The organism is Brevundimonas sp., from assembly GCF_036399195.1.
In the GTDB taxonomy this organism is placed as follows: domain Bacteria; phylum Pseudomonadota; class Alphaproteobacteria; order Caulobacterales; family Caulobacteraceae; genus Brevundimonas.
Window position 1 is genome coordinate 1 of the sequence record NZ_DASWNO010000027.1, and the last position, 14,355, is coordinate 14,355.

Below are 14,355 nucleotides of genomic sequence, written 5' to 3' on the forward strand. Positions count from 1 at the left end.
CGAAGACGGGCGTTCAGCTGGACTGGGAAATCAAGCGGATTGGCCGGGCCGGCTGACATTCAGGTCTGCCCCGGCTGCGGCTCGCGCATGCCGGCGGTCGAGGGGCCGATCCACGCCTACATGACGTCGTCGCCCGCGTGCTGGGCGGCCTTCAACGCCGTGATGGCGCGTGAGTATTCGGATCCGGCTCTGATGTCGGTCCATCGGTTGAGCGTGGACGCCTGGGCGGTCCAGCATCCTGGCGACGGTTCGCGTCGGGCGATCCAGTCGGTCGGCCTGCACCTCGCCCGCCTGATGGTCCAGATCGAGCAGGGGCTCGAGGGCGAAGCGGCGAATGCGGCGATGCTGCGCTTCGCGAGGCGCAAGGCGTCCTTGCCGGAGCTGCCGCCGCGAGACCGCTACACTGTCACGGTCGCCGATGTGGTCGAGGCGACGGAGCCGGAGGCGCATCGGCTGGCTGTGCGCAGCTGGGCCACGGCCGTGTTGGCGAATTGGTCGGATCAGCACGATTTGATCCGCCGCTGGGCGGCCGATGGTTGACGGGCTGTTAAGGACGTTCATCGCATTGCGATGTCAGTTCCGGAGCTTCCCATGACCCGCCCATTCGCAGACCTGCACGTCGCCGTCCTGATGGGCGGACTGTCGTCGGAGCGCGAGGTCTCGCTGAGCTCGGGCAAGGAATGTGCAGACGCGCTGGAAGGGCAGGTCGCCCGGGTCAGCCGCGTCGACGCCGGGCGCGATCTGGCGGCGGTTCTGACGGCGCTGAAACCGGATGTCGTGCTGAACGCCCTGCACGGGGCATGGGGCGAGGACGGCTGCGTCCAGGGCGTCCTCGAGACCCTGCAGATACCCTACAGCCACTCCGGGGTGCTGGCCTCGGCGCTGACGATGGACAAGGACAAGTCCAAGTCCGTGCTGCGCTCCGCCGGCGTCGAGGTACCCGGCGGCGGTCTGTTCGACCGGCAGGAGGTGGCGCAGCGCCACGTCATTCCGCCCCCCTATGTCATCAAGCCCAACGCCGAAGGGTCGTCCGTCGGAGTCTTTCTCGTGCCCGAGGGCGCGAACGGGCCTCAGACCGAGGTCGGCTCGCCCGACTGGACCTACGGCGAACAGGTGATGGTCGAGCCGTACATCCGCGGCAAGGAACTGGCGGTCGCGGTGATCGGCGAGGCGACGGGGCCGCGCGCCCTGACCGTCACCGACATCACGCCGGTCAAGGGGTTCTACGACTACGAAGCCAAGTACGCGCCGGGTGGATCCGTCCACAAGCTGCCGGCCGACCTGCCGCCCGACGTGTTCGAGGCGGCGCTGCGGCAATCCGAGCTGGCGCACGCGGCTCTTGGTTGCCGGGGCGTTTCACGATCCGACTTTCGTTATGACGATCTTAACGACGTTCTCGTTCTTCTGGAGGTCAATACCCAGCCCGGCATGACGCCGACTTCGCTCGTGCCCGAGCAGGCCGCGTATGTGGGGATGGGGTACAAAGACTTGGTCCGGTGGATGGTGGAGGACGCCTCATGCCCGCGGTAGTTCGCGGCGGTCGGCGACAGAGTTCGAACCAGCCCGCAAAACGCGGCGCGTCTCCGGGACCTCACGGGCGCGGTCGCGCTCAGAAGCAGGCGGCGGCCACGCCCGGCAAGATGTCGGCGCTCGGCCGTCTCGACCTGTCCCCCCGCGCCGTCCTGATCTCGATCGCCGCTGGCGTGGTCGTCCTGGCGGGCGTGCTGGCCACGGGCGCCCGGGCCGACCGTATTGGCGCCTCCTTCGGGCGCGGCATCGACGGGGCCGCGGTCGGCATGGGTCTGAAGCTGGAGCGTGTCTTCATCGAGGGCGAGTCCGCCGAGGCGACGGCGACGATCCAGCGCGCGCTACAGGTCTACGCTGACCAGCCCCTGACCGGGATCGATCTGGACGCGGTCCGGCGGCGCGTCGAGGCGGTCGGCTGGGTCAAGGACGCCCGCGTCGTGCGCCTGCTGCCCAACACCCTCATCGTCCATGTCATCGAGCATGACCGGTTGGCGGTCTGGCAGTCCGGCGGCCTCAACCGCGTCATCGACAGCCACGGTCAGGTGATTGAGGGCGCCGATGCAGGCCGGTATCCGAACCTGCCGCTGGTGGTCGGAAAGGGCGCCGAACAGGCCGCCGCCGAAGTCCTGCCGTTGCTCGCCCAACGCCCGCGCCTGATGACCCGCGTGGACGCGCTGGTCCGCGTCGATGAGCGGCGATGGGACGTCCGGCTCAAGGACGGAAGCCTTATCCAGCTGCCCGCGACCGATCAGGACGCCGCCTTGATCCAACTCGACGCGCTGGACCAGCGCGAACGGCTGCTGGAGCTCGGGTTCGCCCGCATCGATCTGAGAACCCCCGAGGAGATCGCCGTCCGGCCCTCCGCGGGGGCCGCGTAAGAGTTGGGGAAGAGAATGGCCGGACGGTCCGCTGACAAATCCATCGACGGCGCCAAGGGCGGACCGAGCCGTGCGCCCGTAGTGGCGGCGCTCGACCTCGGCCAGTCGAAGGTCGCCTGCTTCATCATGAAGCCGGAAGGCGTCCGACACGCCGACCGCACCATCCGCGTCGCGGGGGCGGGCCATGTCCAATCGCGGGGCGTGCGCGGCGGCGGCATCGTCAACATGGACGAGGCGGCGCAGGCCATCGGCCACGCCGTGGAACGCGCGGAGCGGGCGGCGGGCTCGCCGGTCTCGGGCGTCGTCGTCACCACGGCCATCGGCCAGATGGCCAGCCACCGGGTTCAGGCCCGCGTGTCGCTCGGCGCCACCCCGGTCGGCGACGCCGATCTGGCGCGCGCGATCGCCATGGCCCTGGCCCAGATTCGCCTGCCCAACCGCCGTCCGATCCACGTCCTGCCGATCGCCTGGTCCGTCGACGGCGCGCGCGGCGTCCACGACCCCCGGTCTATGCGGGGGCATTCGCTCGGGCTCGACCTTCTGGTCGTGTCGATGGCCGAGAGCGCCTTCAACGGCCTCAGCCACTGTCTTGAGCTGGCCCATCTCGACCTTCAGGGCGTGGCGGCGGCTCCGGTCGTGTCGTCGCTGGCGGCGCTGGAAGACGACGAGATGGATCTGGGCTGCGTCTGCATCGACATGGGCGGCGGCTCGACCTCGGCGGCGGTCTGGGGCGGGCGTTCGCTGCTGCACATCGAGTCCCTGAACGTGGGCGGGGATCACGTCACCGCCGACATCGCGCGCGGCCTGTCCACTTCCAAGGCCGGCGCCGAGCGGCTCAAGACGCTTCACGGCTCGGCCATGGCCTCGGCCAACGAGGACCGCGAGATGCTGGAAGCGCCGCCCCGCGGCGAGGATCCCGCCGCAGGCCCCATCTTCGTCCAGCGCGCCATGCTGAAGACCGTCATCGCGCCCCGCGTCGAGGAAACTCTGGAGCTGCTGCGCGATCGCCTTCGCGCGGCGGGCGTCGGGCTGGAGCCGGGCGCGGGTCTGGTGCTGACCGGCGGCGCCAGCCAGCTGAACGGGGTGCGCGAACTGGCAGTCCGCGTGTTCGACCGGCCCGTGCGGCTCGGCAAACCTCAGCGCGCTCCCCACCTGGCCGACGCCGCTTCCGGCCCGGCCTTCTGTTCGGCGGCCGGCGTGCTCCTGCGCGCCGCCTATGGACCTCGCGAGGCCGTTTCTGCCCGTAAGTTGATGTCACGGCAGCTTTCCGCCGCGGACGCCCCGCGCATCCACCAAGGCGGGATTGTGGCTCGCGCCGCCGGCTGGCTCCGCGAAAACCTCTGATTAATCATAGGCGAAAGCGCATTTTCGGCGCTCTGGGGCAGCCCACGCGGGCCCGCGACCCCGACGCGCCCGGCGGCGAAACTGTGTCCAGATTGTAACAATACGGCGTCGCAGTATACGCAATCACGCCACAATCGCTTGTCCGCGACGCTGTTGCTGCTAGCCTGACCGGTGAAGCATCCCCCCATCCGTGGGCGGACGGCGTCTGCATTTTTTCCGGTTGGGGCCTAAAATCCATGCAAAACAAGCGCAACTACCTCTTCGGCACGACGGTGCTCGCGGGCCTGATGGCGATCACCGCTCCGGCCGTCGCCCAGACGCAACAACCCGCTCCGGCCACTCAGCCCGGACAGGACGCTACTGAAATCGGCGAAGTGGTCGTCACCGGCTCCCGCATCCGTCGTGACCCAACGACCGCCCCGACCCCGCTGATCCAGGTCCAGCGCGAACAGCTGCTCGAGAGCGGCCTCGGCACCGTGGTCGATTACCTGGCCACCATCCCGGCCTTGTCGAACTCGGTTGTTCCGTCCGACACGACCGGCGCCGGCCTGAATGACGGCGGCCTCGAGTTCGCCAACCTGCGCTCGCTCGGGTCTGGCCGGACCCTGACCTTGGTCGATGGACGTCGTCACGTCGGCTCGTCCGTCGGCAACCTCGCCGTCGACGTCTCGGTCATCCCGCGCCTGCTGATTCAGAGCATCGAAATCGTCACTGGCGGCGGTTCGTCGGTTTACGGCGCCGACGCCGTGTCCGGCGTCGTCAACTACATCATGCGCCGGGATTTCGAGGGCCTCGAGATCGACGCCAACTACGGACAGCTGGTCCAGGGTGGAGCGGCCGACACGCGCCGCGTCTCGGTTCTGGCGGGCGCCAACCTGCTCGACGACCGTCTGAACGTCTATGCCCACGGCGAGTACGAGCGGATCGAAGAGGTCTTCGGCGAACACATCAACTGGCTGCGTGACGGGCGCCTGCGTCTGGGCATCGACGCCGACCCAACCAACGCGGCGATCGGCCCGGCGACAGACGGCTTCCTGGACATCGCGCAGTTCTACGGCATCCGCCGCCTGGATCGCCCGATGTGGGGCTCCACCACGCTGGCGAACATGCAGCGGCCCAGCCCGCAGAATGACCCCGACATCCCGTACGGCGACTGCCCGGGCGGCAACACGACCAACGCCAACTGCTTCAGCGTCGATCCCGCCTACACCTATTGGTTTGACGGCCCGACGGCGCGTCTGGCCGACTTTGGTCAACGCGTGGGCGTGACCGGTCTGAACCGTCCGTGGAACATCGGCGGCGACGGCGAGCCGGCCAACCTGACATCGTTCGACCAACGGTCGCGCAACCCCTTCCAGGAAGCCAAGCGCTTCCAGGTGGGCGCCAACTTCGCCGTCACTGACGACATCAACCTGACGCTCGAGGCCAAGTACACGACGGAAGACGCGTACGACCAAGGCCAGAAGTCGTTCTGGGACATCTTCATCAACAACGGCGCCTTCGCCTGCGGCGGTCAGAACGTCGGGGTCGTCGTTGCCTGTAACAGCGGCACGAGCCCCGGCCTGATCAACGGCAGCTCCACCTTCACGACCCGCATCGACAACGCCTTCCTGCCCGCCAACCTGCGCGCGGCGATCACCGCCAACACCTTCCAGCGCTACACGCAGCCGGGCATCACCACGCCGGGACAGCCCTGCTTCGGCACCGGCACGGCGACGCCTCCGACCGGCTGCGCCGGCAACGTCGTCAGCACCACGCCGACGGTCAGCGCGGCCGCTCAGCATCGCGGCTTCGGCATCGATCGCGGACAGGCCAACACGCGCGAGATCCAGCGTTACGTCGCGGCCCTCGACGGCGGCATGGACCGGTTGCTGTTCATCGACAACTTCAACTGGTCCTTCTCGTACGTCTACGGCGAGATGGAGAACCTGAACGAAGAGTTCGGTCCTGACGCCGTCCGCTTCGCCCACGCGATGGACTCGGTCGTCGACGCGGCCGGCGTGGTGAACGGCACGCCCGGCCAGATCGTCTGCCGCGTCCAGTTGCTGCGCGCCCAGGGTCTGGCCGTTATCGAACAGAACCCGCTGACCGCCCGCACCACCTACGGCACCGGCGCGGCGATCAACGATCCTGAAGTCAACGGGTGCGTGCCGCTCAACGTCTTCGGCGCCGGCAACCAGAGCCAAGCTGCGATCGACTACTTCTCGACCTCGATCACAGTGCGTGAGCGCAACGAGCAAGAGCAGGCCGTGTTCTCCTTCGGCGGCGAGCTCGGCGATCTGCTCGGCGCCGGTCCCCTCGGGTTCGCCGTCGGCGCTGAGTACCGTCGCGAAGGCGCCGAAGGCATCGGTCGCTCGGCCGACACCAACCAACGCCTGCTTCAGCTGAACACCGGCGCCGACTTCCTGCCGGCCGAGTACGAGTCCGAAGAGGCCTTCGCCGAACTCTCGCTGCCGCTGATCCGCGACCACTGGCTGGGTGAGTTCGCCGAACTCTCCGCGTCCTACCGCTACTTCGACTATTCGTCTGCGGCCGGTACGGGTGACGTCTATGGCGTCAACCTGGTCTATCGTCCGATCCAGGACATCACGTTCAAAACGAGCTACAACACCTCGTTCCGGGCTCCGAACCTGAACGAAACGAACCGGGGCCTGTCTCAGACCTTCGTTAACGCCTTCGTCGACCCCTGCGATACCCGCGTCATCGCGGCCTTCGCGGGTGAGAACGCTGCCGCCGTCCGCGCCAACCGGGTCGCCAACTGCACCGCCCTGGCCGCTCAGAAGGGTCTGTCGTTCGACTTCGGCCAAACGACGGTCGGCATCGGCGACGACTATCGCCCGACCTACGCCAGCGGCGTGGCCAGCTCGCTGGGTCCGAACCCGGGTCTTCGTCCGGAGCGCTCCAACAGCTTCACCTTCTCGGTGGTCCTGGAGCCGCGCTTCATCCCTGACTTCTCACTGATCCTCGACTACTACGAGATCCAGCTGGAAGACGTGATCACCACGCCCACGGGTCAGTTCCTGGCCAATGACTGCGTGAACGGCGAGGGACTCAACCCGCTCAGCTGCTCGTTCGTCTTCCGCAACAACCCGACGACCCAGGATCCGTTCGACAACTTCAAGGTCGGCGCCCCGGGCAGCGATGCAGTCGGCGGCTTCATTCTGGCCGGCGTCAACAACGCCAAGCTGGAAACCCGCGGCCTCGACTTCACGATCAACTACCGCAAGGACCTGGAAGAGCTGTTCGGCCGTAACCTCGGCACGGTCAGCTGGAGCCTGGGCGGTCTGTGGCTGATCGATCAGAAGAACTTCACCAACCCGGCGAACCCGGCCGCCTTCACCGACTCGACCACCGGCCTGTTCTTCCCGCGGACCGAGTTCACCTCGCGTGTGACCTGGACCCCGAACGACAAGCTGGCGATCACCTGGCAGTATGAGTGGCAGTCGGCCCAGGACCTGAGGAAGTTCCGCGACACGCTGCCGTCGGGCAACCTCGACATCGACTACTTCGATGCCTTCACGACCGAGGATTTCGCCACGAGCAACTTCTCGGTGCGTTACAACCTGACCGACGAAGTGACGCTGCGCGGCGGCGTGACCAACGCCTTCGACGCCGAGCCGCCGCCCTACCTCGGGTTCGCCAGCTCGTTCGAGCCCTTCGGCCGCCGCTTCAACGTCGGCATCAACTATCGGCCCTACTAACCAGACGACGACTTCAAGACGGAAAGGGCGGCTCGCAAGAGCCGCCCTTTTTCGTTGTCTGGGGAAAAACTGCTGTGAAGGTTAACGAATTTCGTGCCGCGGCCTCCGACTCGCCCTATCGGGTAACACTTGCTTAAGCAGTTCGGGCGCTTCCTTAACGCGCTCATAACCAATGCGAATCGGCGGGGATCGCATCGGAACGGCAAGGGCAGGGTCGGATAAGGTCGGATTAAAAATATGTCTCTCTCGCTGGTGCGTCCGCAACACACGGAACTGAAGCCCCGTATCGTCGTCTTCGGCGTCGGCGGCGCGGGCGGCAACGCCGTCAACAACATGATCGACGCCGGCCTTGAAGGGGTCGAGTTCGTCGTCGCCAACACCGACGCGCAGCACCTGTCGTTCGCCAAGACCGACCGTCGCGTCCAGCTGGGCGAGACCATCACCCAGGGCCTCGGCGCCGGCGCCCACCCCGAGGTCGGCATGAACGCCGCGGAGGAAAGCGCCGAAGAGATCTACAGCCACCTCGACGGCGCCCACATGGTGTTCATCACCGCGGGCATGGGCGGCGGCACCGGCACCGGCGCCGCGCCGGTCATCGCCAAATGCGCGCGCGATCGCGGCATCCTGACCGTCGGCGTCGTCACCAAGCCCTTCACCTTCGAGGGCCGTCACCGGATGCGTCTCGCCGACGCCGGCATCGCCGAGCTGCAGCGCTACGTCGACACCCTGATCGTCATTCCGAACCAGAACCTGTTCCGCGTCGCCAACGAGCGCACCACCTTCGCCGACGCCTTCGGCATGGCCGACCAGGTGCTGCACTCGGGCGTGCGTTCGATCACCGACCTGATGATCCTGCCGGGCCTGATCAACCTCGACTTCGCCGACGTTCGCGCCGTCATGTCCGAGATGGGCAAGGCCATGATGGGCACGGGTGAGGCCACGGGCGACGACCGCGCCCTGATGGCGGCCCAGAACGCCATCGCCAACCCGCTGCTGGACGAGACGTCGCTGAAGGGCGCCAAGGCCGTGCTGGTGAACATCACCGGCGGCATGGACATGACCCTGCTGGAAGTCGACGAGGCGGCCAACGCCATCGCCGGCGAAGTCGACGCCGACGCCAACATCATCTTCGGCGCCGCCTTCGACCCGGCCCTGGACGGCAAGATTCGCGTCTCGGTTGTGGCCACCGGCATGGAAGACCTCGCCGCCGCCAAGGGAACGCCGTCCAGCGGAACGTCGATGTTCGACACCCGCCGCCCGACGCCGGCCCACGCGGCGTCGCGCGCCGAGCCGGTCCGTCACGACACGGTGCGTCATGAGACTGGGCGTCAGGAGCCCCTGCGCGAGCCCGTTCGCGCCGAGGCCCCGCGCCAGCCCGAGCCGGCCCCCGTCGTCCCCACCTTTCAGTCCAGCCAGCCGGCCTACGGCGCCGTCGCCCGGGCTCCCGAGTCCAAGCCGGAGCCGCGGCCCGAGCCGGTGATCCACGTCGCCGAGGAGCGCACGCTCGAGCCCATCGTCGACCCGTGGGTCGAGGAGTACGAATCCTCCCCGCGCGCCCGCACCGCGGCCGCCGCCCCCGTGGCGCAGGGCGACCTGTACATGGACCGCGGAGCGGACCGTCCCGCACCGCAGCCGGAAACGCGCCGCGAAGAGCCGGCCTATGACGACTACGACGATCGCGATCATCGCAAGTCGGGCTGGAGCCTGTTCGGCCGCAAGCGTCAGGCCCCGACCTACCCGGCGCCGTCGCGTCAGACGGAGTCGCGCATGACCGAGATGCGCCCGATGACCCAGACCCAGCCTGAGCCCGAAGCGGGGCAGGCCGAGGACGATCTGGAGATCCCGTCCTTCCTGCGCCGCCTCGCCAACTAGCCGCCGCGCACCGCCACGATGAACCGCCCCGGGCAGCCCCCGGGGCGGTTTCGCGTCCGGTCCCGGTTAACCAGGACCGAAACAATCCGAAACCCGACTTTCATTTCCCGCTTGCGAGGCAGGCGCTAGACGGTTCGTGGGGCGAAATCCGCACGGGTGCGGACAAGACGAGTCAGTGGGATCCATGCCGGTCAGCTACGACCATCGCCAGAGGACGACCGTCGCCCCCGCGATCATCGCGGGCGTGGGCGTGCACACGGGCGACCGCGTGCGTCTGGCCGTGCGTCCGGCGCCGGTCGGCACGGGCATCGTCTTCGTGCGCACCGACGTTCGCGACCGCGACAACCGCATCGCCGTGTCGGGCGACGCCGTGGTCGACGCCCGTCTGAACACCATGATCGAGAACGCCGCCGGCGTGCGCCTGTCGACCATCGAACATCTGATGGCCGCCTTCGCCGCGCTGGGCGTGTCGAACGCCGTGGTCGAGGTCGACGGGCCCGAGCTGCCGATTCTCGACGGCTCCGCCCTGCAGTTCGTTCAGCTGCTGGACCGCGCCGGTTTCCGCCGTCAGGAGGCACCGGTCCGCTACATCGAGATCCTCGAGCCCATCCGGGTTCAGGACGGTGACAAGTCGGCCGCCCTGCTGCCCTGCGACCGCTACGAGATGCGCTTCGAGATCGACTTTCCGACCCCGGTGATCGGCAATCAGGTGGTGGATTTCGTCGTTGACGAGGAAACCTTCCGCAACGAGATCATGGCCGCGCGCACCTTCGGCTTCGCCCACGAGGTCGAGGCCCTGCGCAAGGCAGGCCTCGCCCGCGGCGGCAGCCTCGAGAACGCCGTGGTCATTGACGGCGACCAGATCCTGAACCCCGGCGGTCTGCGGATGGAACGTGAGTTCGTGAAGCACAAGGCGCTGGACGCCATCGGCGACCTGTACGTCCTCGGCGCGCCGCTGCTGGGCCGGTACGAAGGGGTCAAGGCCGGCCACGCGATCAACAACCTGCTGGTCCGCGCGCTCCTGGCCAGGCCGCAGGCATGGCGCGAGGTGACCCGCGTGCCCGAACTGGCGATGGCGGGCTGAACAGCCCGCGTCAGCCGAGGCTGATCGCGCTCATCATCCGGCCGAAGTCGGGCTCTCCGTTCAGATACGCCCGACGGTTCGAGTAGAACTCCGCCGCGTCCGTGCGCGTGTCGTGGCCCGTCCACGCCGCCTCGCCGACGCCGGCTTGCTCCAGCCGCTCCAGTACAAAGCCGGGTAGGTCGAACATCCGCCGGTCGGCCGCGGCGCCGGGCGCGAAGAAGCGGCTGCTGCCGGGGTCGGCGTCCACGAACCGCGCTTGAAACGCCGCGTCGACCTCATAGCTCGCCTGGGCGATGCAGGGCCCGACCACCGCCACGATGCGGCGGGGATCGGCCCCGAGCTCCGTCATCGCCAAGACCGTCGCTTCGATGACCCCGCCCAGGGCGCCCTTCCACCCCGCGTGAGCGGCTCCGACCACGCCCGCCTCTGCGTCCGCCAGCAGGATCGGGGCGCAGTCGGCGGTCAGCACGGCGCAGATCACGCGGGGGACGGCGGTGACCGCCGCGTCGCCTTCCGGCCGCTTGCCCCGCCAGCCCGCCTCGGCGATGTGCGCGACGGCGGAATGAACCTGATAGCAGGCGGCGAAATCGTCCGGGACGCCGCCCAAACATTCGGCCACGCGACGCCGGTTCTCCGCCACGGCGGCCGGATCGTCGCTGGAGCCGACGCCGGTGTTCAGTCCTTCGTAGAGGCCGGTCGAGACGCCGCCCTGTCGGGTGAAGAAGCCGTGGCGTACGCCGGCGCGGTCGAGAAGCGGGTGGGTGATGGGCTGAAGGGTCATCTACTCTTTCTCCGTCATCCTCGGGCTTGACCCGAGGATCAGAGGTTGCTGTGGGCTGTGCGTTCGAGACGGCCCACCCCGAGGCGCCCCATCCATCGTTCACGCAGCACCGGACAGTCTGATCCTCGGGTCAGGCCCGAGGATGACGGCTGAGGGAGAGGCATCAGTGCTCGAAAGCCGGCACGACCAGGGTGCGCGGAGAGAATATGGCGCAGGCCTTGAACAGGGTCCCCATCTGGTCGTCAGCGGTCAGGCGGGCGAGCTGGCGGTCGATCACAGGCTCGGCGTCGGGCCGTCCGGCCTTCAGCGCGTCCGCCCGGACCCCGATTCCCAGCCGTCCGAGGAACTCCCCCTGCGCCATCGTGCCCGTCACATCGGCTCCGGCCCGCACCGCCGCTTCCAGCACCGTCGGGAAGTCCGCCCACTGGGTCAGGTCGGCCTCACCCGGGGTGGCGAGCGGATCGACCTTCTGATGCCGCCGGAGCGCCTGCAGGGTGTCGCCCGGCTCGGGGCGCGCCCGTCCGTAGTCGATGAGCAGCGCGGCCCCCGAAGCCGCCTTGATCAGAGTCGCGACGTCGCGACCGAAGTTCGCCTGCTGCTCCGACACCTCGACGGTCTGGCCCGGCTCCACTGGATATGTGGGTTTCCGGAACGGCCCCGTGATCGCCTTTAGGCCGAAGGTCAGGCCGCCCTCGTCGGTGACGCCGACGCAGCGCTCGGCCCAGCCGTCTTCTGTCTTCACGAACTGCCGCGCGGGCAGGCAATCCAGGACCTCATTGGCGATCAGGATCACCGGCGCGTCGGTCTCGACGCGGCTGAGGTCGGCGACCCAGCGGGGATGGGCGTCGCTCTCCGTCAGCGTTCGCGCCTGCGCCTGCCGCAACGGCCCACTGGGCTCGATCAGCACCAGATCGAGCGCCGCGAGGAAGTCAGGATCCAGACGCGCCGCGCGCAGGGCGTCAGCCATCAGGGTGCCGTCGCCGGGCCCCACCTCGATCAGCCGCACCCGCTCCGGCGCGCCCAGACGGCGCCACAGCTCCACCGCCCAAAGGCCGACCAGCTCGCCGAACATCTGGCTGATCATCGGCGCGGTGATGAAGTCCCCCGTGGCGCCGATGGCGGGACGGGTGGCGTAGTAGCCGGCCTGCGGGTCGTGCAGGCAGCGGGTGACATAGTCGGAGACCGTCATCGGCCCGGTCAGCGCGATCTCGCGCGCCAGTCTCTCCGCCAGCGACACGGATCAGCTCGCGCTGGGCGGACGGCTCCACGCCCGCCAGATCAGGACCGCGCCGATGATCATCATCGGGACGGACAGGATCATGCCCATGGTCAGGCCCAGCGGCAGGTCGTCGAGCCCGGCGTCGGGCTGGCGCACGTTCTCCAGCACCGCCCGCGACAGACCATAGCCGAACAGGAACAGGCCGGTGACATAGCCGGGCTTGGCCAGCAGCCGGGCCTTGTAGATGGCGAACCAGAGCAGGCCGAACAGGGCCAGACCCTCCAGCCCCGCCTCGTACAGCTGGCTCGGGTGGCGGGGCACATCGCCGGCGGGGCAGCCTCCGTAAAGCTGGAAGATGCGGTCGTTGCAGAACCTGACGGCCCATGGGACGGTCGTCTCGCGGCCCCACAGCTCGCCGTTGATGAAGTTCGCGATTCGGCCGAAGAACAGGCCGATGGGGACCGCCGGCGCGACCAGATCGCCGAGGCTGAGCAGGCGTATCCCGTTCTTGCGGGCGAACCAGAAGATCGCCAGCGAAACGCCGATCAGGCCCCCGTGGAACGACATCCCGCCGTCCCAGAGCCGGAACAGCGCCAGCCGCTCGCCCCAGGTCGCCCCCGTGAATATCTCGGCGTACAGCTGCGGCTGATAGAACAGGGCATAGCCCAGGCGGCCGCCCAGGATCACGCCCAGGGTGATCCACAAAACCAGGTCGTCCAGCTGGATCGAGGTGACCGGCGGTTTGGCCGGCTGCCAGAGGGCGTTGTTCTTCGCCAGGCGCGCGGCGTACCACCAGCCGAGGACGATCCCGGCGACATAGGCGAGGGCGTACCAGCGGATATCCAGCGGGCCGATGCTGATCAGCACCGGGTCGAACTCGGGGAATTGCACGGGCGCTCCTGAAGGCCGTTCCAGTCGTCGGTTTAGCAAGCGTCGCCGCGCGCGTCCCCCAATTTGAACGGCGCCCAAATCACGCCATAGGTCGCATCGACAGCAAGGTTTCATTCACCATATCGGGTGAACCTTCATTAACCACGCTCGCTTGTACGAGTCGGAGACCGCCAGATGCAGACGCGCAACCCCATCCTGGACGAGTTCGCCAAGCTGACCACCGGCGCCATGGGCTTGGCCCAGGCTGCGGGGGAAGAGGCCAAGACCGCCTTCCGCGCTCAGACCGACCGCATGGCGGCCGAACTAGACCTCGTCCGGCGCGATGAGTTCGACGCGCTGAAGGCCGAGATCGCGGCCCTGCGCGCCGAGATCGCCACGCTGAAAACTGTTCAGAAGACGGCGAAAAAGCCTGCCACGGGAACGTCCACAGCGTCGGTTCCCCCTCAGGACGCAGCCGGTTGAGCCGAATCTGCGAACCCGCCTACCGTCGGATCACAGGGCGTGAGTCGCGCCCGGAGAGTGCTTGATGGACGCCGCACGGCCCGAAGAAGTCGAAGTTCCCTACGATCCCCTGGATGTCGTGGAGCACGTTCTCGTGGCCGAGAACCTGCCGTTCGATCGCACGGACGAGGGCGACGTGGCCTTCGCCCTGGCCGGCGACTGGAAGGACTATGAGCTGTGGTTCGCCTGGCGGCCGGAGGGCGATTGCCTGCAGCTGTGCTGCGCGCTTGATCTGCAGGCTTCAAAGGCGCGCCGGACCGCCGCCTATGAACTGGTCGGCCTGATCAACCAGCGGACCTGGATGGGCCACTTCGAGGTCTGGGCCGAGGACGGCGAGATCGTCTTCCGCCACTCTCTGGCCCTGCCCATGGGGGAGCGTCCGACGCTGGCGCAGGCGGCCTCAATGATCGACGCCGCGGTCGAGGCGGCGGATCGCTATTACCCGGCCTTTGACTTCATGATCCGCGGCAACAAGAAGCCGAAGGAAGCGATCGACTCCTGCCTGTTCGAGACCGTCGGCACCGCCTGACGGCGATGGCGGCCTCCGCTCCCTCAGG

12 protein-coding genes are annotated in these 14,355 nt (G+C 68.2%); 9 read left to right on the plus strand and 3 right to left on the minus strand.

Annotated features, from left to right (window positions below; all coding sequences use genetic code 11):
* The 7 genes from VGB60_RS01420 to lpxC all read left to right on the plus strand — a co-directional run.
* A partial coding sequence (locus VGB60_RS01420; protein WP_331036501.1) for a DUF5946 family protein occupies positions 1-540 on the plus strand: 540 nt, incomplete at its 5' end.
* A gap of 51 nt (positions 541-591) precedes the next feature.
* Positions 592-1,530 (plus strand): D-alanine--D-alanine ligase, encoded by a 939-nt coding sequence (locus tag VGB60_RS01425; RefSeq protein ID WP_331036502.1) that lies wholly within the window; start codon positions 592-594, stop codon positions 1,528-1,530.
* Positions 1,518-2,405, plus strand: a complete 888-nt coding sequence (locus VGB60_RS01430) for a cell division protein FtsQ/DivIB (RefSeq protein ID WP_414644452.1) — start codon at positions 1,518-1,520, stop codon at positions 2,403-2,405. Before VGB60_RS01425 ends, VGB60_RS01430 begins: the two co-directional genes overlap by 13 nt.
* A gap of 15 nt (positions 2,406-2,420) precedes the next feature.
* Positions 2,421-3,749 (plus strand): cell division protein FtsA, encoded by a 1,329-nt coding sequence (gene ftsA, locus VGB60_RS01435; protein WP_331036504.1) that lies wholly within the window; start codon positions 2,421-2,423, stop codon positions 3,747-3,749.
* A 236-nt stretch (positions 3,750-3,985) separates the two neighbouring features.
* The gene (locus tag VGB60_RS01440; protein ID WP_331036505.1) at positions 3,986-7,450 is read left to right on the plus strand and encodes a TonB-dependent receptor domain-containing protein; all 3,465 of its coding nucleotides are present in this window, start codon (positions 3,986-3,988) and stop codon (positions 7,448-7,450) included.
* Positions 7,451-7,687: 237 nt separating this feature from the next.
* Positions 7,688-9,322 carry a cell division protein FtsZ gene (gene ftsZ / locus VGB60_RS01445; protein ID WP_331036506.1) on the plus strand — a complete coding sequence of 545 codons (1,635 nt, stop codon included), beginning with the start codon at positions 7,688-7,690 and terminating at the stop codon, positions 9,320-9,322.
* A gap of 184 nt (positions 9,323-9,506) precedes the next feature.
* Entirely contained in the window at positions 9,507-10,406 is a 900-nt protein-coding gene (gene lpxC / locus VGB60_RS01450) for a UDP-3-O-acyl-N-acetylglucosamine deacetylase (protein ID WP_331036507.1), read from the plus strand.
* A gap of 10 nt (positions 10,407-10,416) precedes the next feature.
* Here lpxC and pgeF read toward each other — a convergent pair whose 3' ends face one another.
* The 3 genes from pgeF to lgt all read right to left on the minus strand — a co-directional run bounded on the left by pgeF (position 10,417) and on the right by lgt (position 13,297).
* On the minus strand, positions 10,417-11,187 hold the full coding sequence (gene pgeF / locus VGB60_RS01455; RefSeq protein WP_331036508.1) for a peptidoglycan editing factor PgeF: 771 nt from the start codon (positions 11,185-11,187) through the stop codon (positions 10,417-10,419).
* 163 nt (positions 11,188-11,350) lie between these two features.
* Complete coding sequence (locus VGB60_RS01460; protein WP_331036509.1) at positions 11,351-12,424, minus strand: class I SAM-dependent methyltransferase; 1,074 nt, start codon at positions 12,422-12,424, stop codon at positions 11,351-11,353.
* A 3-nt stretch (positions 12,425-12,427) separates the two neighbouring features.
* The gene (gene lgt / locus VGB60_RS01465; protein ID WP_331036510.1) at positions 12,428-13,297 is read right to left on the minus strand and encodes a prolipoprotein diacylglyceryl transferase; all 870 of its coding nucleotides are present in this window, start codon (positions 13,295-13,297) and stop codon (positions 12,428-12,430) included.
* A gap of 174 nt (positions 13,298-13,471) precedes the next feature.
* Between lgt and VGB60_RS01470 the strand changes: the two genes are divergently transcribed.
* A complete protein-coding gene (locus tag VGB60_RS01470) occupies positions 13,472-13,759 on the plus strand; it encodes an accessory factor UbiK family protein (protein WP_331036511.1) in 288 nt (95 codons plus the stop codon).
* Positions 13,760-13,823: 64 nt separating this feature from the next.
* On the plus strand, positions 13,824-14,327 hold the full coding sequence (locus VGB60_RS01475) for a YbjN domain-containing protein (protein WP_331036512.1): 504 nt from the start codon (positions 13,824-13,826) through the stop codon (positions 14,325-14,327).
* Positions 14,328-14,355 lie beyond the last annotated feature (28 nt).